17 protein-coding genes and 1 tRNA gene are annotated in these 21,035 nt (G+C 73.1%); 11 read left to right on the top strand and 7 right to left on the bottom strand.

Annotated elements, in window-relative coordinates:
* The first annotated feature begins 24 nt into the window (after positions 1 to 24).
* Positions 25 to 1,179 carry an ATP-binding protein gene (locus ACZ7GJ_RS34815; RefSeq protein WP_470757509.1) on the top strand — a complete coding sequence of 385 codons (1,155 nt, stop codon included), beginning with the start codon at positions 25 to 27 and terminating at the stop codon, positions 1,177 to 1,179.
* 72 nt (positions 1,180 to 1,251) lie between these two features.
* Here ACZ7GJ_RS34815 and ACZ7GJ_RS34810 read toward each other — a convergent pair.
* A tRNA-Arg gene (locus ACZ7GJ_RS34810) sits at positions 1,252 to 1,324 on the bottom strand.
* A gap of 251 nt (positions 1,325 to 1,575) precedes the next feature.
* Here ACZ7GJ_RS34810 and ACZ7GJ_RS34805 point away from each other — a divergent pair.
* Positions 1,576 to 3,690, top strand: a complete 2,115-nt coding sequence (locus tag ACZ7GJ_RS34805; RefSeq protein ID WP_470757507.1) for a hypothetical protein — start codon at positions 1,576 to 1,578, stop codon at positions 3,688 to 3,690.
* On the opposite strand, the gene ACZ7GJ_RS34800 is transcribed toward ACZ7GJ_RS34805, so the two are convergent.
* Entirely contained in the window at positions 3,604 to 4,590 is a 987-nt protein-coding gene (locus ACZ7GJ_RS34800) for a hypothetical protein (RefSeq protein WP_470757505.1), read from the bottom strand. The two genes, ACZ7GJ_RS34805 and ACZ7GJ_RS34800, sit on opposite strands and share 87 nt — an antisense overlap.
* Positions 4,591 to 5,364: 774 nt before the next feature.
* On the opposite strand from ACZ7GJ_RS34800, the gene ACZ7GJ_RS34795 reads away from it, so the two are divergent.
* On the top strand, positions 5,365 to 5,817 hold the full coding sequence (locus tag ACZ7GJ_RS34795) for a hypothetical protein (protein ID WP_470757503.1): 453 nt from the start codon (positions 5,365 to 5,367) through the stop codon (positions 5,815 to 5,817).
* Here ACZ7GJ_RS34795 and ACZ7GJ_RS34790 read toward each other — a convergent pair whose 3' ends face one another.
* The 3 genes from ACZ7GJ_RS34790 to ACZ7GJ_RS34780 form a co-directional block, all read right to left on the bottom strand.
* Entirely contained in the window at positions 5,818 to 6,306 is a 489-nt protein-coding gene (locus tag ACZ7GJ_RS34790; protein WP_470757501.1) for a RidA family protein, read from the bottom strand.
* Positions 6,303 to 7,220 (bottom strand): zinc-dependent alcohol dehydrogenase, encoded by a 918-nt coding sequence (locus tag ACZ7GJ_RS34785; RefSeq protein ID WP_470757499.1) that lies wholly within the window; start codon positions 7,218 to 7,220, stop codon positions 6,303 to 6,305. The genes ACZ7GJ_RS34790 and ACZ7GJ_RS34785 overlap by 4 nt, the downstream gene beginning before the upstream one ends.
* Positions 7,221 to 7,434: 214 nt before the next feature.
* On the bottom strand, positions 7,435 to 8,712 hold the full coding sequence (locus ACZ7GJ_RS34780) for a M6 family metalloprotease domain-containing protein (RefSeq protein ID WP_470757497.1): 1,278 nt from the start codon (positions 8,710 to 8,712) through the stop codon (positions 7,435 to 7,437).
* 263 nt (positions 8,713 to 8,975) lie between these two features.
* Here ACZ7GJ_RS34780 and ACZ7GJ_RS34775 point away from each other — a divergent pair, with 263 nt between their 5' ends.
* The 4 genes from ACZ7GJ_RS34775 to ACZ7GJ_RS34760 all read left to right on the top strand — a co-directional run bounded on the left by ACZ7GJ_RS34775 (position 8,976) and on the right by ACZ7GJ_RS34760 (position 13,623).
* Complete coding sequence (locus ACZ7GJ_RS34775) at positions 8,976 to 9,635, top strand: TetR/AcrR family transcriptional regulator (RefSeq protein ID WP_470757495.1); 660 nt, start codon at positions 8,976 to 8,978, stop codon at positions 9,633 to 9,635.
* Positions 9,636 to 9,728: 93 nt separating this feature from the next.
* A complete protein-coding gene (locus ACZ7GJ_RS34770) occupies positions 9,729 to 11,294 on the top strand; it encodes an MFS transporter (protein ID WP_470757493.1) in 1,566 nt (521 codons plus the stop codon).
* Between the two features lie 135 nt (positions 11,295 to 11,429).
* Positions 11,430 to 12,227 (top strand): dioxygenase family protein, encoded by a 798-nt coding sequence (locus ACZ7GJ_RS34765; protein ID WP_470757523.1) that lies wholly within the window; start codon positions 11,430 to 11,432, stop codon positions 12,225 to 12,227.
* Between the two features lie 418 nt (positions 12,228 to 12,645).
* Entirely contained in the window at positions 12,646 to 13,623 is a 978-nt protein-coding gene (locus ACZ7GJ_RS34760; RefSeq protein ID WP_470757491.1) for a sigma-70 family RNA polymerase sigma factor, read from the top strand.
* A gap of 83 nt (positions 13,624 to 13,706) precedes the next feature.
* Here ACZ7GJ_RS34760 and ACZ7GJ_RS34755 read toward each other — a convergent pair whose 3' ends face one another.
* Positions 13,707 to 14,666, bottom strand: a complete 960-nt coding sequence (locus ACZ7GJ_RS34755) for a helix-turn-helix transcriptional regulator (protein ID WP_470757489.1) — start codon at positions 14,664 to 14,666, stop codon at positions 13,707 to 13,709.
* A 63-nt stretch (positions 14,667 to 14,729) separates the two neighbouring features.
* On the opposite strand from ACZ7GJ_RS34755, the gene ACZ7GJ_RS34750 reads away from it, so the two are divergent.
* The 4 genes from ACZ7GJ_RS34750 to ACZ7GJ_RS34735 all read left to right on the top strand — a co-directional run bounded on the left by ACZ7GJ_RS34750 (position 14,730) and on the right by ACZ7GJ_RS34735 (position 20,111).
* Positions 14,730 to 16,283: an MFS transporter gene (locus ACZ7GJ_RS34750; protein WP_470757488.1), complete on the top strand. Its 1,554-nt coding sequence runs from the start codon at positions 14,730 to 14,732 to the stop codon at positions 16,281 to 16,283.
* A 134-nt stretch (positions 16,284 to 16,417) separates the two neighbouring features.
* On the top strand, positions 16,418 to 17,179 hold the full coding sequence (locus ACZ7GJ_RS34745; protein WP_470757486.1) for a DeoR/GlpR family DNA-binding transcription regulator: 762 nt from the start codon (positions 16,418 to 16,420) through the stop codon (positions 17,177 to 17,179).
* Positions 17,176 to 18,159 (top strand): 1-phosphofructokinase, encoded by a 984-nt coding sequence (gene pfkB, locus ACZ7GJ_RS34740; RefSeq protein ID WP_470757485.1) that lies wholly within the window; start codon positions 17,176 to 17,178, stop codon positions 18,157 to 18,159. The genes ACZ7GJ_RS34745 and pfkB overlap by 4 nt, the downstream gene beginning before the upstream one ends.
* The gene (locus ACZ7GJ_RS34735) at positions 18,156 to 20,111 is read left to right on the top strand and encodes a PTS fructose transporter subunit IIABC (RefSeq protein ID WP_470757483.1); all 1,956 of its coding nucleotides are present in this window, start codon (positions 18,156 to 18,158) and stop codon (positions 20,109 to 20,111) included. Before pfkB ends, ACZ7GJ_RS34735 begins: the two co-directional genes overlap by 4 nt.
* Before the next feature lie 34 nt (positions 20,112 to 20,145).
* Here the strand turns inward: ACZ7GJ_RS34735 and ACZ7GJ_RS34730 are convergent, their stop codons facing one another.
* The gene (locus ACZ7GJ_RS34730; RefSeq protein ID WP_470757481.1) at positions 20,146 to 20,922 is read right to left on the bottom strand and encodes a DUF6227 family protein; all 777 of its coding nucleotides are present in this window, start codon (positions 20,920 to 20,922) and stop codon (positions 20,146 to 20,148) included.
* Positions 20,923 to 21,035: the final 113 nt, after the last annotated feature.

Here is a 21,035-nt window from a genome sequence, read left to right as displayed (position 1 = left end):
AAGGCCGCGGTCTTCATCACCCTCATGTGCTGCGGGCTCGCGGCGCTGCTCGGTGGCCTCGTGCACAGCGCCATGACGCACCAGACCGTCGGCACGGCGCGCGAGAAGGCGCTCGGCAAACTCGACCGCAACATCACCCTGTACGAGAGCGGCGCGCGTATGCCGCGCGGCGAGGGGATCGACCCCGACGGCCTCCCCGGGGAGCTGCGCCGGCTGGCGGCGACCGGCAAGCGCGGAACGGCCGTCGGGGAACGCCACGGCCGCTCCGTGATGTGGGCGGCCGCGCCGGCCGACCACGACGGGGTGATCGCCGCGGCGGTGGACTTCACCGGCAGCGAGCGGACCATCGCCGACCTGGACCGGGCCATCCTCGGCTCCTCGGTGCTGGCCATCGGCGGGACGCTCCTGATCGGCGCGTTCGGCGTCACCCGCATCACCCGGCGCCTCCACCAGACGGCGCAGGTGGCCCGCCGGATCACCGCGGGCGACCTGGACGCCCGGGTGAACGACCCGGTACGGGCCAAGGACGAGGTCGCGGCGGTCTCCCGGGCGCTGGACACGATGGCCGTCTCCCTCCAGCGCAAGCTCGAAGCGGAGCAGCGCTTCACGGCGGACGTGGCGCACGAGCTGCGCACCCCCCTGACCGGCCTGAACGCGGCGGCCGAACTCCTCCCGCCGGGCCGCCCGGCCGAACTCGTCCGGGACCGGGTCAGGGCGATGCGCTCGCTGACGGAGGACCTGCTGGAGATCTCCCGGCTGGACACGCGCAGCGAGCGCGTGGACCTGGACGCCTGCGACCTGGCGGACCTCGCGGCCCGTACGATCCGGGCCTCGGGCACCGCGACGGAGCTCGTCGTGATCTCCTCGCACTGGGTGGAGACGGACCGGCGCCGCCTGGAGCGGATCCTCGGCAACCTCATAGCCAACGCCCACAAGCACGGCGAGGCCCCGGTCACGGTGACGGTCGAGGGCCGGTCGGTGACGGTGACCGACGCGGGCCCCGGCTACCCGGAATACCTGCGCACGGCCGGCCCCCAGCGCTTCCGTACGGAGGGCATGAACAAGGGCCACGGCCTCGGCCTGACCATCGCCTCGGGCCAGGCGGAAGCCCTGGGGGCGACCCTGACCTTCACCAACCCGCCCACGGGCGGCGCGCAGGCCCGCGTCACGCTCCCCTGACGCCGTAAACGCCAACGGGCCGCAGCCCTCCGACCGTTCCCGATCCGGAGGCCCACGGCCCGCGACGCACTGTGCCCTCGGCAGGATTCGAACCTGCGACACCGGCTTTAGGAGAGCCGTGCTCTATCCCCTGAGCTACGAAGGCGGGGGTAGTCGGCTTGGGCGCGCGCCTCGTAGCCGTCTGACCGCTGACAGCCTAGCGGATCAGGCTCCGCCCGGTCGCCCCGATTCCCGCGCGCTCCGGCTGCGCCCGCCCGGAGGCGCTGAGCTGCGGGTTTCGGGGCGTTGGCGGGCGGGGAGTGCCGGAGGCACGGCGCCGGTCAAAGAGGGGTGGGTATCGGCCATGATCGGGCGGGAGGGTGACGTTCGGGTCGGGGGGCTGGGAAACTGCGCCGCGTGGAATCGGTGAGCAGCAACATCTCCGGGGGGACCTTCAACGGCCCGGTCTTCCTGGGGCGTGATCCCAAGATGTTCCAGCATGGCCCCATGGACCGGCCCGCGCCCGAACCCGTGCCCCGCATGCTGCCCTTCGGCCCCGACGGGTTCGTCGACCGCGAGGCGCCCCGCGCCCGGCTCGACGAGCTGCTCGCCGGCCGCGAGGCCCGGCGGGCGCCCCTGCTGGTGCTGCTGCACGGGACGCTCGGCGTCGGCAAGACCGGGCTCGTGCTGCACTGGGCGCAGCAGCGCAAGGACGAGTTCCCCGGCGGGGTGTTCTACGCCGACATGAGCCCCCAGGGCCTCGGGGGCGCGGCCGAGGCCGCCGCCGTGCTGGAGTCGTTCATCGGCGTGCTCGGCACCCCGCGCGCCGAACTGCCCGGCACCGTCGACGGGTTGGCCGGGCGGTTCCGCAGTCTGACCGCCGGCCGGCCCTCGCTCGTGGTCCTCGACGGGGTCGTCTCCGCGAGTCAGGTCCGGCAGCTGTTCCCCGGGCATCCCGCCAGCATGGTGGTGCTGACCAGCAGGTTCCGCCTCGGCGCCTTCGAGCGCGACGAGCAGGACGGGCGGCTGCCGGTGCGGCTCGTCGTACCGGAGCTGGACGAGGAGGCGTGCGCCCAGCTGTTCCGCGCCGTCGCGGGGGAGGACGTACCGGCTGGCGAGGCCCTGCGCACGGTGCTGCGGGCCTCGGCCGGACTGCCGTACGTGGTGCGCATCGCCGCGGCCCGGGCGGCCGACCCGATGTTCGACGGGGTCGAGGGGCTGGCGGCCCGGATCGCCCGGGAGAACGTCCTGGAGGCCCTCGACATGCCCCGGCGGCTCTTCGACCTCGCCTACGAGGCCCTCGACCCGGAAGTACGGCGCGGATTCCGCCTCCTCGGGGCCCACCCCACCCCCGAGTTCGCCGACGCGTTCCTCGACGAGCTGGCGCCCGGGGTGCGGGGCCCCCTCTACGCCGCCGGGCTGCTGGAGCGGTCCGAGCCCGGGCGCTCCCGCCTGAACGGGGTGCTGCACGGGCACGCGCAGATCCTGGCCGCCGCCGACCCCGAGTCGCGGGGCGCCCTGGAACGCGTCATCGACTGGTACGTGCGCCGCGCGGGCGCCGCCGAGCTACGGCTGTCCTCGCGCTGGCGGGCCGGCCCGCTCTTCGCCGAACCCGGATCCGAGGCGCTGGCAGGGGTGTTCGCGGACCGGGCGCAGGCCCTGGGGGCCCTGGAGGCGGACCGGAACAACCTGGTGGCCGTCGCCGAGCTGCGCGAGATCGAGCCCGGGCGCCTGTGCCAACTCGCCGAGGCCGTGCACGCGATGTTCCTCGACCGGGGCCACCACTCGCTGTGGATCCGCATCGCCAGGCTCGCCCTCGACGCCGCCGCCCGGGACGGCGGGGCCGGTGAACTCATGCTCGCCCGCATGCACTTCGAGCTGGCCTTCGCGCTCAACGACCGCGGCTCGGCCGAGGACTTGGAGGAGGCGATCCTGCACTACGGCGCGGCCCGCGAGAACGCCCGCCGGATCGGGCACGAGCGCACCGAGTCCTCCGCCCTGGAGGGCCTGGGCCGGATCGCGACCGCCCAGGGGTACCCGCAGACGGCCCTGGAGCTGTACGGGAAGGCCCTCGGCGCCCTCGGCGGCCTGGAACACCCGCGCGGACGCGCCCTGTTGGAGTACCACCAGGGCAACGCCGCGAGCGCCGCCGGGCTGCACGAGCAGGCCGTCGCACACCTGGGGCAGGCCCTGCACGGGTTCCTCGCACTCCCCGTGCCCGATACGGGGAACGCCGCCAAGACCCGGCTGCGCTACGCCATGGCCCGCCTCGCCGCGGGCCGCCCCCAGGAGGCGGTGGAGCCGCTGGCGCTGGCCCTGGAGGCGTTCGCCGATCCGTCGCTCAACCGGGCCGATGCCGTGCTCGTACGGGGAGACGTACGCGGGGCCCTCGGCGACCCGGAGGCCGCCCGGGCCGACTGGCAGGCGGCTCTGGAGCTGTACGGGTCACTGCGCAGCGTCCGGGCCGAGGAGGCCCGCATCCGCCTGGCCGGCAGTGCCGCGGCCCCCGGCCGGGGTGAAGCGCAGGGCTGAGGTCGCGCCGCCGATCCGGAGGGTGCAGCCGCCCTCGGGGTCGAGGCCTTCGCCGAGCAGCGCCAGCAGGGCCGACGCGGCCGCAGCCGGCTCGGCGCCGACCGGGGCCTCGAACTCCCGCCCGGAGCGCAGCGCGAGGAGCCCCGCCCCGGTCACGACCAGCGCGCATCCGGGGTTCCGGGCGAACACCGCCGTCGGGTCCGCGTCCGGGCGCGCCACCAGCACATCGGCGAGGCCGCGCAGCCGCGGGTCCGGCTCGGCGGCGTTGGCCACCACGTGCACGTCGGCGCCGAGATGGGCGGCGGCAGCGCCCCGGCCCTGCAACTCGGCCGGGTAGCGGCGGACCCGTACTTCCCGGCCCCGGACGCGGGTGTCGACGTAGAACGCGGGGCCCAACGGGCTGCGTACGGCGCCGGGTCCGGGTACCGCGACGGGCCGCGGCAGTACGGGGAAGCCCGGCTCGGGGAGGTTCAGGTGCCGGTAGCACAGGGCGCGGAGGAGGGCGAGCGAGCGGCCGGGGCGCGAGGTGACGCGCGCGGCGGCCCCGGGGAGGGCGACGGCCTGCGCGAGCTGCTCGGCCAGCGGGCGGACCGGGTCCACGCGGGGCAGTTGCCCGCCGAGCCAGTCCATGGGGGAGCCGGCGGCGACGGTTCCCGCACCGAAGGCGGCGAGCAGCCCGGGCAGTCCGTGCGCGGCCGCGTACAGGCTGAGCGAGCCGTGGTCCCCGACGAAGGCGTCGGCGGCGCAGATCGCGGCCTTCCAGGTCGCGCCGGCGGGCTGCGGCAGGATCAGCCCGGCCCGGCGGGCGCGCTCCAGCCATTGGCCGATCTGGAATCCGCCGTGCCCGTACCAGGCATTGGGGTGGATGGCGGCAAGGACGCGGAATTCGTCGTACGGCAATTCGGCGATTGCCCGCTCCAGGAATTCGATGGCGGACCCTAGGAGGGATCGATCGGACCAGGTGGAGGTGATGAGCAGGAGTTTCTGTTCCGGCCGGATTCCGAGGGCCGTGCGGTATTCCGTACGGAAGGGGGCGGAGGCGTCCAGCTGGTCCGCGCAGGGGTCCCCGACGACGTGGGCGTACGGGAGGGCCTCGGGGCAGTCGCGCGCCAGGCGGGAGCGTTGCTCGTCGTGCGAGAGAACGATCGCGGACGGGACGACCTCACCGTTGTGCAGCAGCCACTCGGGCGACAGCCCGAAAGCCCCTGCCTCTGCCTCTGCCTCTGCCTCGGATTCCGGATTCCGGATTCCGGATTCCGGATGAGCTTTTTATTGTATCCGGCGCCGTGCGGGGTGCCGATGAGAGGTGCGGAAATCGCCTCCAGGTCTCCGCCGCGGCTGGTGCTCACCGCGAGGTCGAATTCCTCCTTCAGGGCGCTCTCCCAGGGCAGGAAGAACAGCCCGTGCGCGGAGACGAATTCGGGGACACCGTCCTCGAAGACCGAGGACCCCGTGCACGTGAACACCACCCGGACGCGCGGATCCCCCTCGAAGACGGCGAGGACGTCCAGCAGCCTGGTCGCGGACGTGACGTTGTGGATGACGCCCAGCACTGTGCGCTCGGCCGGCACCGTGAGCCACCTCCGGGCCGGCAGTGCCCGCTCCGTCCGCACACACACCACCGCTTTCCCGATCCGTGCCCGCCGCGGCCACCCTACGGCTAGCGTGGCCCGCATGGATGTTGCGGCACTGGTGACGGCGGGTGCGACCACGATCGTCGGCCTCATGGCCTCGGAGGCCTGGACCTACGCGAGCGGACGCTTCGCCCGCCTCCTCGGCCGGCCGGACGCAGCCGACCCGGACGCCGACCCCGCAGACTCGGCCGACCCGGCCGCCGAGGCCGAACTCCGCGCCTCCCGCGCGGAACTCCTCGTCGCCCGCGCCGACGGCGACGAGGCCGCCGCGGTCCGCGTCGAGGAGGCCTGGCGGGACCGCCTGCGGGCCGCGCTGGAGAACGACCCGGCGGCCGTACGCGAACTGACCGAGCTGCTCGACGAGTTGAACCCAGAATGGCGCGCGGCCCAGACGGTCTCCGCGCAGAACACGACGAACACCATCAGCGGCGGCACGTTCAACGCGCAGGTGTTCCAGGGCCGCGACTACCAGGTCACCTTCAACAACGACTGATCAGACGCCGATCGGCGTGTGCAGCTCCACGGTGATCTCCACCTCGACCGGGGCGTCCAGCGGCAGCACCGCCACGCCGACCGCGCTGCGCGCGTGGATGCCCGCGTCACCGAAGGCGGTGCCCAGCAGTTCGCTGGCGCCGTTGAGCACGCCCGGCTGGCCGGTGAAGTGCGGGTCGCTGGCGACGAAGCCGACGACCTTCACCACGCGCTTGACGGCCGACAGGTCCCCGGTGACCGACGTGACGGCGGCCAGGGCGTTCAGCGCGCACTGCTGCGCCAGCTCCTTGGCCTGCTCCGCGGTGACCTCGGCGCCGACCTTGCCGGTCAGCGGCAGGGCGCCGTCCACCATCGGGAGCTGGCCCGAGGTGTAGACGTAGTGCCCGCTGCGTACGGCGGGCACGTACACGGCGACGGGCTCGGGGGTCGGCGGGAGCTTCAGCCCGGCCGCGGCGAGGCGCTCTTCGGGGGTGCTGGGCGTCGCGGTCATCGCGGCTCTCCTGTCTCCGTCGGCTGCTGTGGTCCCGCGGGCCGCGGGAACAGGATGATCGTCTTGATCATGCCGGGTTCGCGGGCGCCGAGCCGCGCGAACGCCTCCCCGACACGGTGGAAGGGGAACTCGTGCGTGGTCATCACCGTCGGTTCCACGAGCCCGTCGCCGATCAGGTGCAGGGCCCGCGCCAGCCGCTCACCGCGCCCCCGGGGCGGTCGGCAGCGGGCGTACGTGACCTTCGCGCCCTCGGCAGTGCCCGCGCGGGCCGCCCGCGCGGCGCCGGGCGAGGGGGTGGCCACGATCGCGCAGTCCGCCCCGGCCCCGCCCGTCAGCTCCAGGAGCCGCTCGGCGGCCTCCTCGTACGCGGGGTCCACCACCACGTCCGCCCCGAACCGCAGGGCCAAGCGCTGACGCTTCATCTCCGGCTCCACGGCGATGACCCGCGCCCCGCGCAGCCGCCCGGCGGCCACGGTGGCGCTGAGCCCGACCGTGCCCTGTCCGAAGATCGCGATGCTCCCGCCGGGGGCCGGCGCGGCCTCCTCGGCGGCGGCGAAGCCGGTGGGCAGCGCCCCGGCCGCGTACAGGGCCTGGTGGTCGCTGACGGTGTCGGGGAGCGGGACCAGCCCCGCCCCGGCCGCCGGGGCGCGGAAGTACTCGGCGAGCCGCCCGTGCCCCTCGACGCCGACGCGGCGGCCGACGTAGGACGGGCAGACCCCGCGCCCGACGGCCGCGACGACGCCGACGGCCTCGTGGCCGAGCCCGCTGGGCGCGGCGGCGGCGGTGTGGCCGTCCCAGGCGCAGATGAGCGCGGCCGTGGTCCGTACGAGGACCTCGCCGGGCCCCGGTCGCGGGACCGGGAGCTCGACCAGGGCGGGCGGCTCGCCGGGGCGGCGCAGCGCGAAGGCCTTCACGGGGTCTCCCTACGTCGTGACGCTTACGCCTTACGCCTCAACAGTCGCCGCCCGGGTGCGGTGCTGCGGGGGGCCGGAGGTCGGTAGCCGGCGGGCCGAGTGGCCGGACCCGGTGCCGCCGCCGGTCCCGAACCGGGTCATCCGGCCCGCTCCCGCGCCCGCTCCGCCCCGAGCCCCGCCTCCGGTGCCGGGCCCGCCGGTGCCGGGCCCGCCCTCACGGCCGCGTCACGCGGACCTGGTAGCTGCCGTTGCGCAGCTCGCCGACGACCGAGATGCCGATGCCCGCCTTCTCGTCGGAGAAGGTCTCGCCCGGCCGGAACGGCGCGTCCGAGAGCTCCGCGTGCACGTTGGGCCGCCTGGTGCAGCCGCCGCTCGCGTTCGCGCTGTCGGAGACGATCACCGGGCCGCGCCCGGTGTCCACGTCGGAGTCGACCTTGTAGATGAGTACGCCCGGCTTGCAGACGGCCTCGTCGTTCCCGGCCCTGGTGCGCACCTCCACCGCGTAACCGGCGCTCTCCGACACCGGGACGAAGGCCAGCTTGGTGCCGCCCTCGACCGCCAGCGGGGACAGGACGTGGTCGCTGACGCCGGACTTGCCGGCGCAGCTGATCTGGGAGGCGTCGAGCCAGCCCAGCTTCCACTTGTGCCAGCCGAGCAGGTCGTTGTTGGCGCCCCAGTCCTCGCTCATGATGTCCCAGTGCCCGACCGTGCCCCCGCCGTCGGCGGTGTACAGGTCGGGCAGGCCGAAGACGTGCCCGTTCTCGTGGGGGAGCACCCGGTAGCCGGTCTCCCGGTAGGAGCCCGAGCCGTCGTCCTGCCGGCTGTAGACGAAGGACGTGTTGGCGAGCGGCACCCCGTCGGCCATGGGCGCCTCGCTGTTGCCGGAGAAGGTCACCGAGAGCACGGCGTCGAGCGCCGAGGGACCGGCGTTCGGCGTGACCAGGATGTTGACCAGGTCGTACCGGGAGAAATCGACCTCGGTGTCGGCGGCCTTCACGATGTGCTCGACCAGCTGGCGGTAGCCGGGCTCGTACGGGGAGCCGCGCTCGATCCCGTACGCCGCGAACGGCATCGGCATGCGCAGCCAGTTCCGCACCGGCGCCTCGGCCCGGTAGTCGAGCCGGCCGTAGGAGCTGGTCCGGAACCAGTCGGAGGTCTGCGGGAAGAACTCCGCCAGCCGGTCGCCGGCCGCGCCCTCCCCCTTGGCGTCGGGGAAGTCGATCATCAGGTTCAGTGCACGGACCTCGCCGGTCGAGCGCGCGTACCCGGGCGGGGTCGGCAGGCCCTCGGACATCTGCACGCCCATCGTGCCGGCGATGCGGCAGGGCGCGAGCGCCGATTCGGCGGTCGAGGCCACGGGCCCGGAGGCCGAGTGGGTGCGGTTGGAGATGCCCGCGCTCGCGGTCGCCGTGACGCCGAGCGCCAGCGCGGTGAGGCCGATGTAGGCGCTGGTGCGGTGCGGTTTGCGTATCCGGTGGCGCGTCTGCGGCATGGAGATCGGCCTTCGGGTCCGCGGCAGCCGGCCGGGTCCGGTCTGCGCTCTGTGCGCTCACCCTCCGACGGCTGCGGCGCTCCCGCGCGCCGAAAGCGTCCAAACGGGACAAAACGGTACGTATCGGTGTGACCCAGGTCACACCAACGAGTGAAATAACCGGGGACGTAATCCCCGTTTGCACTTGAGTCCGACTTGAAACGGGGACCCGCTCCCCGCTTGTACGAGTGCCAGTACCAGTGCCAGTGCCAGGAGGCCCGGAAATGAAGCGCCCCACCACGATCGCCGCCGCGCAGGCCAAGGTGCCACGGCCGCGCGCCGACGCCGTACGCAACCGGGAGCGCATCCTGGCAGCGGCGCGCGAGGTGTTCGTGGAGTTCGGCGCCGGCGCCCCGCTCGACGAGATCGCCCGCCGGGCCGGTATCGGCAATGCCACGCTCTACCGGCACTTCCCGGACCGGGCCGCCCTCGTGCACCACGTCGTGCTGTTCGTGATGGACCGGGTCACCACCCAGGCGCAGGACGCGCTGCGGGAGGAGCCGGACGCCTTCGCCGCGCTGTGCCGGTTCGCGCACGCGGCGGCGGACGAGCGGATCGGCGCCCTGTGCCCCATGCTCGACGGGGACTTCGACCGCGACCACCCCGAACTCGACGCCGCGCGCATCGAGTTGGAGGAGGCGGCCGAGGCCTTGATGGCGGCGGGGCAGTCCGCGGGGCTGATCCGTACCGACATCGGCGCCGGCGACCTGATGATCGCCATGTCCCAGCTCGCGCGCCCGCTCCCCGGCATCGCCTGCTTCGAGGTGGACCGTTTCGTCCACCGCCATCTCCAGCTGTTCCTCGACGGGTTGCGCACTCCGGCCCGCTCCGAGCTGCCGGGTTCCGCGGCCACGCTGGAGGACCTGAGGCGGAAAACCATGTGACGCCCAGGGTCGCGCCCGTTAGCGTCACAACCTCCCTAAAACCTTACTGAGCCATCCTTTTCAGTCATTTCGCACCATGAAGTGGGTACCCCCATGTCAAAAACAGCCGCGAATCCGCCGCTGACGTTGACCTCAGCCGACCCCAGCCGCTGGAAGGCCCTCGTCTTCATAGCCCTGGCCCAGCTGATGGTCGTGCTCGACGCGACCATCGTGAACATCGCCCTCCCCTCGGCCCAGACCGATCTCGGCATCTCCGACGGCAACCGCCAGTGGGTCATCACCGCGTACGCCCTGGCCTTCGGCGGACTGCTGCTCTTCGGCGGCCGCATCGCCGACAAGTGGGGCCGTAAGAACGCGTTCGTCGTCGGCCTGGCCGGCTTCGCCCTGGCCTCCGCGCTGGGCGGCGCCGCCACCGGCGAGGCGATGATGCTCGGCGCCCGCGCCCTCCAGGGAGCCTTCGGCGCCCTGCTCGCGCCCGCCGCCCTCTCGCTGCTGGCCGTCATGTTCACCGACGCCAAGGAGCGCGCCAAGGCCTTCGGGATCTACGGTGCGATCGCCGGCGGCGGCGGCGCCGTGGGCCTGATCCTCGGCGGTTTCCTCACCGAGTACCTGAACTGGCGCTGGACCTTCTTCGTCAACATCCCGTTCGCGATCGTCGCGGCCGTGGGTGCCTGGATGGTCATCCGCGAGCCGTCCGGCGGCCGCAACCGCGCCCCTCTCGACATTCCCGGCGTGATCCTCTCCACGCTCGGCCTGGTCGCGCTGGTGTACGGCTTCACCCGCGCCGAGTCCGCGGGCTGGTCGGACGCCGTGACCGTGGGCATGTTCGTCGCCTCCGCGGGGCTGCTGGCCGCCTTCGTCTTCGTCGAGTCCAAGGTGAAGTCCCCGCTGCTGCCGCTGCGCGTCCTGCTGGAGCGCAACCGCGGCGGTGTCTACCTCTCGCTCGGCCTGGCCGTCATCGCGATGTTCGGCCTGTTCCTCTTCCTCACGTACTACCTCCAGGTCGTGAAGGGCTTCTCGCCCGTCAAGACCGGCTTCGCCTTCCTCCCGATGATCGCGGGCATGATCGCCGGCTCCACGCAGATCGGCGCCCGCCTGATGACGCGGGTCCCGCCGCGCCTGCTGATGGGCCCGGGCTTCCTGCTCGCCGCCACCGGCATGCTGCTGCTGACGCAGCTGGAGGTCGGGTCCTCGTACCCGGCGCTGATCCTGCCGGCGCAGCTGCTGCTGGGCCTCGGCATGGGTACGGCCTTCATGCCCGCCATGTCCCTGGCCACCCACGGGGTGGAGCCGGCCGACGCCGGTGTCGCCTCCGCGATGGTCAACACCTCGCAGCAGGTCGGCGGTGCGATCGGCACCGCCCTGCTGAACACGATCGCCGCCTCGGCGACCACCGCGTACCTGACCGACCACGCGGCGCAGGCAGCGGCGGGCGGGGCGGGCGCGAAGCTGATCCAGGCCCAGGCCATGGTCGAGGGCTACGCCTCCGCGATCTGGTGGGCGGTCGGCATCCTCGTCGCCAGCTCGGTCATCGCCCTGACCCTGATCACCACGGGCCGTCCGGGCGCCGGCGGGCCGGTCGCCTCGGGCGACGGCGACGGCGAGGGCGCCGGGGCCGAGGCCGAGGCCGAGCTCAAGGTTCCGGTGATCGCCCACTGACCCGGCCGACCGGAGGCTCCGGGTACCGGGAATGACTGATGACCCCGCGTCGTTCAAATTTGAACGACGCGGGGTTAGTCTTTTCGTATACCGGCCCCGCACCCACGAATGGAGCGCCCCGTGAACCCCGAGACGATGGAGACGGCGGCACCCGAGCGGACCCGCATGCCGGCCCTCTACCTCAGCCACGGCGCCCCGCCCCTGGCCGACGACCCCATCTGGCCGGGCGAGCTGGCCGCCTGGTCCGCCGGGCTGCCCCGCCCCCGGGCGATCCTGATGGTCTCCGCCCACTGGGAGGAGGCCCCGCTCGCCCTCGGCGCCACCGAGCGCGTCCCGCTGGTCTACGACTTCTGGGGCTTCCCCGAGCACTACTACCGGGTCCGGTACGACGCCCCGGGCGCCCCCGGCCTGGCCGCCTCGGTACGGGCCCTCCTGCGGGCCCCGGGCACCCCCGTCCAGGACATCCCCGACCGGGGCCTGGACCACGGCGCGTACGTCCCGCTGGTGGAGATGTTCCCCGGGGCCGACATACCGGTCCTGCAGATCTCCATGCCGACGCTGGACCCGCGCCGCCTGATGGAGATCGGCCGCAAGCTGGCCCCGCTGCGGGACGAGGGCGTACTGATCGTGGGCAGCGGCTTCTTCACGCACAACCTCGCCGCGCTGCGCCACACCGGACCGGGGGTCCCGTCCTGGTCCGCGGAATTCGACGCCTGGGGCCACGAGGCACTGGCGGCCGGCGACCTGGACTCCCTGCTCGACTTCGAGGCCAAGTCCCCGTCGGGCCGCCTCGCCCACCCCCGTACGGAACACTTCGCCCCGCTGTTCGTGACCCTGGGCGCGGCGGAGGCCGCCGGCGACCTCTCGGCCCGCCGCGACACGGTGGACGGCTTCTGGATGGGCCTCTCCAAGCGCTCCCTCCAGTTCGGCTGAAATAGGCCGCTTGTCGCCGCTAATAGCTGCTTGTCGCGTATCCAGCGATTCGAGCGCCGGTCCAGGCAACCAAGAGCCGGTGCATGCCGTCTTCAGGGTGGGAGAGCGCTGCGTCAAAGGTGACGGCGGTCTCGCAGACGCAGTGGTCGTACGGGTCCGCGAGGGTCTCCGGATCGGTCTCCATCCGGGGTCTGACCTGCACCTCTCCCGGGTCTTGCGGCGTTCCGCCCGGCTGGTGGCCGGGCAGGGTACTGCAAGATCTCGAAAAAGAGGCAGCACTGTGGGAATTCTGTCCCGATTCCAGTCGTTGTTTCCTTCGGAAGCGGGCACTCGGGAGAGTGTCCGAGGACGCGCCGGCCGAGCATCAGGGCGTGTTCCGCAGCCGCACCGCGACCGAACTCATCGCAAGGGAGCACGCATGGCAACCCGCGCCGTCGCCCGTCGTCAGTCCTCGAGCAGCGCCCGTTCCGTGGGCGGAGAGATCGCAGACCGCGACCTGGTCGGGATGTACCTGGACGAGATCGCGCGCACCCCGCTGCTCGACGCCGCCAAGGAAGTGGAGCTCTCGCAGATCATCGAGGCGGGCGTGTACGCCCAGCAGATCCTCGACGGTGCGATAGAGCGCACGGGCAGGACGCCCGCGCGCGAGGAGCTGGAGGCGCTGGCCGCCGAGGGCGAGCGCGCCAAGGAAGTCTTCATCCGCTCCAACCTCCGCCTGGTCGTCGCCGTCGCCCGCCGCTACCCGCGCAGCGGTCTGCCGCTCCTCGACCTCATCCAGGAGGGCAATGCCGGCCTGGTGCGCGCGGTCGAGAAGTTCGACTACGCCAAGGGCTTCAAGTTCTCCACGTACGCGACGTGGTGGATCCGCCAGGCCATCACCCGTTCCATCGCCGACCAGTCCCGCACCATCCGCCTCCCCGTCCACCTGGTGGAGGAGCTCGGCCGGATCCGCCGGATCCAGCGCGAGTTCAACCGGGAGAACGGCCGGGACCCGGAGCACGCGGAGATCGCCGCCGAGCTGGACTCGACGGAGAAGCGCGTCGGCGACGTACTGGACTGGGCCCGCGACCCGGTCAGCCTGAACATGGCCGTGGACGACGAGGGCGAGACGCAGTTCGGCGATCTGCTGGAGGACACCTCGGCGATCTCCCCGGAGCAGTCCGTGCTCTCGCTGCTGCGCAGCGAGGAGCTGGAGGACCTGCTGGGCAAGCTCGACCAGCGCACGGCGTCGATCATCAAGATGCGGTACGGCATCGACGACGGCCGCGAGCGGACGCTGACGGAGGTCGGCAAGCAGCACGGCCTGACCCGCGAGCGGATCCGCCAGATCGAGAAGCACGCGCTGCTGGAGCTGAAGAAGATGGCGCGCGACACCGGCTTCGACGCCGTGGCCTGACGCGGCCGCCCCCCGAACGAGCCCCGGTGCCTATCCCCCCCCAGGCGCCGGGGCTCCCCCTTGCCCGGTGCGGCGCCCGCCGACTACGCCCATTCCGCCGTCGGCGCCGCCGATGTGAGCCGCGCGGCCAGCCCGGCGGCCGCCGACGCCAGGAACGACGGGGCGTGGATCGTGAACGCCAGCCCGGTCAGGGCGAGCCGGGCCGCCAGCCACTCCGGCGAGTCCCCGCTGTCGAACCGGGCCCGCGCCCCGCCCCCCGGCTCGGCCACCGCCTGCCCGCGCAGCCACCCCGGCAGCTCCGCCGGGGCCACCGCGAAGGACACGTCCACCGCGTACGTCTCACCGCCCCGCAGCCCCCGCCGTACGAACGTCACCGCGTCCACCGGCAGCTCCCGCGCCGCGAACCGGGCCCCCGTCGCGAAGGCCTCGGCCACCCGGTCCACCCGGAAGGTCCGCCAGTCCTCGCGCTCCAGGTCGTAGGCGACGAGGTACCACCGGCTCCCCGCGCTCACCAGCCGGTACGGCTCCACCAGCCGCCGCGACTCCACCCCGTCCCGTGCCCGGTAGGCGAACCGCAGCCGCTCGGGCCCGGCCACCGCCGAGGCCATGACCGTCAGCGTCCGCGGGTCCACGCTCGGGCCGTCCCCCCGGGTCAGGGCGACCGTGGCCGACTGCAGCGCGCTCACCCGGTGCCGCAGCCGCCCCGGCAGGACCTGCTCCAGCTTCGCGAGGGCCCGTACGGAGGCCTCCTCGACCCCCTCGATGGCGTGCCCGGCCCCCGCCCGCAGCCCCACCGCGATGGCCACCGCCTCCTCGTCGTCCAGCAGGAGCGGCGGCATCGCGGCCCCCGCGACCAGCCGGTAGCCGCCGTCCGCGCCCAGCGTGGCCTCCACCGGGTAGCCGAGGTCCCGCAGCCGGTCGATGTCGCGCCGGATGGTGCGCGCGCTCACCCGCAGCCGCTCCGCCAGTTCGCTGCCGGGCCACTCGCGCGGGGTCTGGAGGAGGGACAGCAAGGAGAGCAGCCGGGCCGGGGTATCCGTCATGCAATCAAGGCTGCCAGCCAAATAGGACACGGACTGACCTAGATGCCGTCTAGGTTTCTCTCCATGAGCAGCGAGACACCCCAGGCATCGCCCGAAAGCGTGAACGGGCCCGTACAAGAAGAGCGGAACGACACAGCCACCTCACCCGCAGACCGCCGCCGCTGGCTGGCGCTCGCCATCGTGATGACCGCGGCCTTCATGGACCTGGTCGACGTCACGATCGTCAACATCGCGATACCCCGGATGCAGGACGACCTCGGGGCCTCCACCAGCGCCATCCAGTGGATCACCGCCGGTTACGCCCTCGCGTTCGCCGCCGGTCTGATCACCGGCGGCCGTCTCGGTGACATCTACGGCCGCAAGCGCCTGTTCCTCATCGGCATCTCCGGCTTCACCGCCGCCTCGCTGCTCTGCGGCATCGCCCCCAACCCGGACGTGCTCGTCGCCTCCCGCATCCTCCAGGGCGCCATGGCGGCCATGATGGTCCCGCAGGTGCTGGCGATCATCCACGTCACCTTCCCGCCGCACGAGCGCGGCAAGGTCTTCGGCATGTTCGGCGCGATCGTCGGCCTCGGCGCCGTCTCGGGCCCGATGCTCGGCGCGCTGCTCACCGAGTGGAACATCCTCGGTCTCGAATGGCGTCCGATCTTCCTGATCAACCTGCCCGTCGGCATCGCCGGCGTGGTCCTGGGCCGCAAGTTCATCAGCGAGTCCAAGGCCCCCAAGGCCCTGCGCCTCGACCTGGTCGGCGTCGTGCTCGCCACGCTGGGCCTGGTCATGCTGATCTTCCCGCTCACCCACGGCCGGGAGAACGACTGGCCGCTGTGGGGCTTCCTGTGCATGGGCGCGGTGCCGTTCGTCTTCGCCGCCTTCATCGCCTACGAGAAGTACAAGATCAAGAAGGACGGCTCCCCGCTGGTCGAGCTCTCCCTCTTCAAGGTCAAGAGCTTCGCGGGCGGCATCGCCGTCCAGCTCACCTTCGGCATCGCGACCGGCATCTTCTTCCTGGTCTGGACGCTCTACATGCAGATGGGCCTCGGCTGGAGCGCCCTGAAGTCCGGCGCGACCGGCATCCCCTTCTCTCTGGCCGTCTCGGCCGCCGCGGGCATCTCGGTCCAGAAGCTCGTACCGCGCTTCGGCCGCAAGGTGCTCCAGGCCGGCGCGCTGGTCATGGCCGCGGGCCTGCTCCTGTACATCTGGGAGTCCGAGCACTACGGCATGGAGATCGCCTCCTGGCAGATGGCGGCCCCGCTGGTCCTCATGGGCCTCGGCATGGGCCTGATCATCGCGCCGCTGACCGACACCGTGCTGTCCGAGGTGCCGCGCGAGCACGCGGGCTCGGCCTCCGGCCTGATCAACACCACCGGCCAGATGGGCAACGCGCTGGGCCTCGGCCTGACCTCCGTCGTCTACTTCGGGGTGATCGACAAGGGCGTGCTCTTCGGTCCGCAGTACGTCGGCGCCTTCCGCACCGCCCTGTGGTGGTGCGCGGCGGTACTGGTCGTGATCTTCGCGGTGATGTTCATGCTGCCGCGCAAGGCGGTCCCGGTGGACCAGCGCGAGGGCGGCACGGCGCACGTGCCGGAGCCGGCCGCGGAGAAGGTCCCGGTCGGGTAGCTCCCCGTACGGCACTCTGACGGGCATGTCCGCTTCTGTTGGCGGGCATGCCCGTTTGCTTTGTTTTTGGATCGAAGTGGGCGTACGGTAAGGGGGAACCCACAGAGTCGGGCACGGAACGGAACCAAACCCACATGTACGCACCGGAGCGCCAGCAAGAGATCCTGCGTCTCGCCCACGAGGCGGGCCGGGTCGACGTCCTGTCCCTCGCCGACCGGTTCCAGGTCACCGCCGAGACCGTACGCCGCGACCTCAAGGCCCTCGACCGCGCCGGCCTGGTCCGCCGGGTGCACGGCGGCGCCATGCCGGCCGGCCGCCTCGGCTTCGAGCCGGACCTCACCGAGCGCGAGGCCACCGCGGCCGACGAGAAGGACCGCATCGCGGCCGCCGCGCTGGCCGAGCTCCCCGAAGGCGGCAGCGTCATCCTCGACGCGGGCAGCACCGTCGCCCGCCTCGCGGCCGCGCTCCCGCTGGAGGCCGCCCTCACCGTGGTCACCCACGCCCTGCCCGTCGCCGCCCGGCTCGCCGACCACACCGGCATCGACCTCCACCTCGTCGGCGGCCGCGTCCGCCACCGCACCCGCGCCGCGGTCGACGCGTGGGCACTGCGCGCGTACGCCGAGGTCCGCGCCGACGTGCTCTTCCTCGCGACCAACGGCTTCTCCGCGGCCGGCGGCCTGACCACCCCCGACCTCGCCGAGGCGGCGGTCAAGCGGGCCGCGATGGACGCCGCCCGCCGGGTCGTCCTCCTCGCCGACTCCACCAAGGCCGGCCAGGAGCACTTCGCCCGCTTCGGCACCTTCGCGGGCGTGGACCTCCTCATCACGGACTCCGGCATCGACCCTGACGACAAGGCGGCGATCGAGGCCGCCGGTACGGAAGTTGCGCTCGTATGATCCTCACCGTCACCCCCAACCCCTCCCTCGACCGGACCTACGAGGTCCCCTCGCTGGACCGCGGCGCGGTGCTGCGCGCCACCGGCGACCGGGTCGACCCCGGGGGCAAGGGCGTCAACGTCTCCCGCGCGGTGGCCGCCGCGGGCGTGCGCACGACGGCGGTCCTGCCGCTCGGCGGCACCTCCGGCACGCTGATCGCCGAACTGCTGGGCGCGCAGGGCGTGGACGTCACGGCGGTCTCGATCGCGGGGCAGACCCGCTCGAACATCTCCGTGGTCGAACCGGACGGCACCCTCACCAAGATCAACGCGGCGGGCCCCGAACTCTCGCCCGAGGAGTCGGCACTCCTCCTCGACACGGTGCGCACCTGCTCCGGCCAGGCGTCGTGGATCGCCTGCTGCGGCAGCCTCCCGCGGGGCCTTCGCCCCGAGTGGTACGCCGACCTCGTGACCCGCGCCCACGAAGCCGGCGCCCGGATCGCCCTGGACACCTCGGGCCCCGCGCTGCTCGCGGCGCTCCCGGCCCGCCCGGACGTGATCAAGCCGAACCTCTCGGAACTCGCCGCGGCGGTGGGCCGCCCGCTGTCCACCCTGGCCGACGTGGTCAAGGCGGCGGAGGAGCTCCGCTCGCTGGGCGCGGGCGCGGTACTGGCCAGCCTCGGCGCGGACGGCCAGCTCCTGGCCTCGGCGGAGGGCACCTTCTACGGCACCGCGCCGGTCTCCCGCGTCCGCAGCAACGTCGGCGCGGGCGACGCCTCCCTGGCCGGCTTCCTGATCGCCGCGGGCCCCTCCCGGGCCGGGGGCTCCGGGGGAGGCACCGGAGCCGAGGCCCTGGCCAGCGCCCTGGCCCACGGCGCGGCCGCGGTCCAACTCCCCGGCAGCGCCATGCCGACCCCCTCGGACCTGCGCCCCGAAGCGGTCCACGTCACCCAGGACCTGCCCCTGGACCTCCCCCTGTCCGAAATGAGTGACGAGCGATGAGCGAGATGATCACCCCCGAACTGGTCGACCTCGACCTGTCCGCCGAGTCCAAGGAGGGGGCGGCACGTGCCCTCGCCGAGCGGATGGCCGCCCTGGGCCGGGTCACGGACCTCGAAGGCTTCCTGGCGGACGTGGCCGCGCGCGAGGCCCAGATGCCGACCGGCCTCGAAGGCGGGATAGGCATCCCGCACTGCCGCTCGGTCCACGTGAGCGCCCCGACCCTGGCCTTCGGCCGCTCGGCCGCGGGGGTGGACTTCGGCGCCCCGGACGGCCCGGCCGACCTGGTCTTCCTCATCGCGGCCCCCGCCGGCGCCGACGACGCCCACCTCTCGATCCTGTCCTCACTGGCCCGCCGCCTGATGCGGGCGGAGTTCACCGCCGCCCTGCGGGGCGTCGCCGACCCGGCCGAGGCCGCCGCCCTGGTATCGGGTTCCGCCGAGGCCGGTGTGCCGGCCCGCCCGAGCCCCGTAGTGCCGCTGCGCGTCGTGGCCGTCACCTCCTGTCCCACCGGGATCGCGCACACCTACATGGCGGCCGAGGCGCTCCAGCAGGCCGCGGCCGCGGCGGGGATCGACATCACCGTCGAGACCCAGGGCTCCGCGGGCTTCACCCGGCTGACCGCACAGGACATCGCCGCCGCCGACGCCGTCGTCCTCGCCCACGACGTCCCGGTGCGGGACCGGGCCCGCTTCGCCGGGAAGCCCACTGTCGACGTCGGCGTCAAGGCCGGCATCAACCGCCCCGCCGAACTCCTCGCCGAGGCCCGCGACAAGGCCGCCCGTGGCGAGGTGGAGGCGCACGCACCCACCCCCGTCGAGCAGGCCGGACAACCACAGGACGGCTACGGGGCCCGACTGCGCACCTGGCTCATGTCGGGCGTCAGCTACATGGTCCCGTTCGTCGCCGCCGGCGGACTGCTCATCGCCCTCGCCTTCGCCATCGGCGGGTACGAGATCAACAACGCCCCCTCCGTGGCCGAACACTTCGTCTGGACCGAGGCCGCCAGCTGGGCCGCCCTCCTCTTCCAGACCGGCGGCCTCGCCTTCGGCTTCCTCGTGCCCGTACTCGCCGGTTACATCGCGTACGGCATGGCGGACCGGCCGGGCCTCGTACCGGGATTCGTCGGCGGCGCCGTGGCGCTCACCATCAACGCCGGCTTCCTCGGCGGCCTGATCGCCGGTCTCATCGCCGGCGCCACCGTCCTCGCGGTGCAGAAGCTGAACATCCCCGCGGCCCTGCGCGGGATCATGCCCGTGGTCGTGCTGCCGCTGATCGGCTCGGCCGTCACCGCGTTCCTGATGTTCCTGGTCGTCGGCAAGCCCGTCGCCTCGCTCCAGCAGGCCCTCACCGACTGGCTGTCCGGCCTCTCCGGGGCCAACGCGGTCATCCTCGGCGTCGTCGTCGGCCTGATGATGTGCTTCGACCTCGGCGGTCCGCTCAACAAGGTCGCCTACGCCTTCGCCATCGGCGGCCTCGCCACCCCCAACGAGGGCAGCCTGAAGGTCATGGCCGCCGTGATGGCCGCCGGCATGGTGCCGCCGCTCGCGATGGCGCTGGCCACCACCCTGCGCGGCCGGCTCTTCTCCCGCACCGAGCGCGAGAACGGCAAGGCGGCCTGGTTCCTCGGCGCCTCCTTCATCAGCGAGGGCGCCATCCCCTTCGCCGCGGCCGACCCGTTGCGGGTCATCCCGTCCGCGATGGCCGGCGGCGCGGTGACCGGTGCCCTCTCGATGGCCTTCGAGTGCACCCTGCGGGCCCCCCACGGCGGGATCTTCGTGATCCCGCTGATCGGAAACCCCCTCCTCTACCTGCTCGCCATCGCCGCCGGTACGGCCACCAGCGCCGGCCTGGTCATCCTCCTCAAGGGCGCGCGGGGCCGGGGCGAAACCCCCGCCCCCGCGGCCGAGAACGCGGAAGGCGCCGAACGGCAGGAGATCGGCGCCGCGGCCTAGCCAGTGATGCGACCGGCAAGGTTCACCGGGAAGTTCACCGGACCCGCGCGCGCAGTTCCATCGCTCCGCGCGCGGCGGCCTCGCTCTCGTACACCTCGCACATGTGGCGCCCGTCCGGCGTCGCCGTGTGCTCGACCTCCCACAGGCTGAACTCGCTGCCGTCCAGCATGACGAAGGCGTGCTCGTACAGGCTGAAACCCGCGTCCCGCCCGTCGAGGAGGCACTGGCGGCCGCCGAAGGCCTGGGTGATCTGGTGCGCGTACGCCGAGCGCAGCCGCTCCGCCACCGGCTCACCGGGCCGGTCCGGATTCTCCGCACGCCGTAGCACCCGCCGCGCGTGGTCCGCGGACTGCTCCACCGCGTACTCTCGGTACCGCTGCGCCGGCGCGGCCGCGGCGGCCGCGAACAGCGCGCTCAGTACGGCCACATCGCTCGCGTCGTCATCGTCGGAGTCGGTCAGCGTCGGGTCCAGCAGCGCCTCGGCGGGAGCCTCGCCGAACAGCCGGGCCACGGCCAGGCAGGTCTCGGCCTTGCCCGCGAAGACCTCGTGCCGGACGGCCCGGTCGCCCTCCAGCCGGTACGCCAGCTCCCACAGGGACACCGCCCCGCCGTCGGCCAGCAGGTAGGTGTGCCGGTGGGTCTCCCGCCACACCCCCGCCGCGTGGCTGCGGTGGGTGGTGTACAGCGAAGAGCTGTGGGCGAGCGCCGTACCGAGGCGCTCGACCAACCGGTCGGGCAGGTCGAAGGAGTTGAGGGCGCGGCCCAGGAGTCGCTCGAGGTGCGCCTCGGTTGTCTCGTACGGATCGCTCAAGGTGGGTCTCCAGGCCGTCGCAGCTTGTCACTTCGCGGAAGCTCAACGTAGCCCCTGGCTCTGACATCACGTCCGGGGTTCGGTAAAACGTCCGGGAAGCATCAGGGGTTCCC

The sequence above is a fragment of the Streptomyces sp. NPDC037242 genome, assembly GCF_055604165.1.
The sequence above is the reverse complement of the archived record's forward strand: the minus strand, read 5'-3'. Positions and strand labels throughout refer to the sequence as shown.

Excerpts from the sequence above, each read along its gene's own strand:
- ACZ7GJ_RS34770 (WP_470757493.1), top strand. The coding sequence starts at position 9,729 with ATGTCAAAAACAGCCGCGAATCCGCCGCTGACGTTGACCTCAGCCGAC.
- ACZ7GJ_RS34750 (WP_470757488.1), top strand. The coding sequence starts at position 14,730 with ATGAGCAGCGAGACACCCCAGGCATCGCCCGAAAGCGTGAACGGGCCC.
- ACZ7GJ_RS34755 (WP_470757489.1), bottom strand. The coding sequence starts at position 14,666 with ATGACGGATACCCCGGCCCGGCTGCTCTCCTTGCTGTCCCTCCTCCAG.
- ACZ7GJ_RS34795 (WP_470757503.1), top strand. The coding sequence starts at position 5,365 with ATGGATGTTGCGGCACTGGTGACGGCGGGTGCGACCACGATCGTCGGC.
- ACZ7GJ_RS34765 (WP_470757523.1), top strand. The coding sequence starts at position 11,430 with ATGGAGACGGCGGCACCCGAGCGGACCCGCATGCCGGCCCTCTACCTC.
- ACZ7GJ_RS34815 (WP_470757509.1), top strand. The coding sequence starts at position 25 with ATGTGCTGCGGGCTCGCGGCGCTGCTCGGTGGCCTCGTGCACAGCGCC.
- ACZ7GJ_RS34760 (WP_470757491.1), top strand. The coding sequence starts at position 12,646 with ATGGCAACCCGCGCCGTCGCCCGTCGTCAGTCCTCGAGCAGCGCCCGT.
- ACZ7GJ_RS34745 (WP_470757486.1), top strand. The coding sequence starts at position 16,418 with ATGTACGCACCGGAGCGCCAGCAAGAGATCCTGCGTCTCGCCCACGAG.
- ACZ7GJ_RS34735 (WP_470757483.1), top strand. The coding sequence starts at position 18,156 with ATGAGCGAGATGATCACCCCCGAACTGGTCGACCTCGACCTGTCCGCC.
- ACZ7GJ_RS34790 (WP_470757501.1), bottom strand. The coding sequence starts at position 6,306 with ATGACCGCGACGCCCAGCACCCCCGAAGAGCGCCTCGCCGCGGCCGGG.
- ACZ7GJ_RS34780 (WP_470757497.1), bottom strand. The coding sequence starts at position 8,712 with ATGCCGCAGACGCGCCACCGGATACGCAAACCGCACCGCACCAGCGCC.
- ACZ7GJ_RS34775 (WP_470757495.1), top strand. The coding sequence starts at position 8,976 with ATGAAGCGCCCCACCACGATCGCCGCCGCGCAGGCCAAGGTGCCACGG.
- pfkB (WP_470757485.1), top strand. The coding sequence starts at position 17,176 with ATGATCCTCACCGTCACCCCCAACCCCTCCCTCGACCGGACCTACGAG.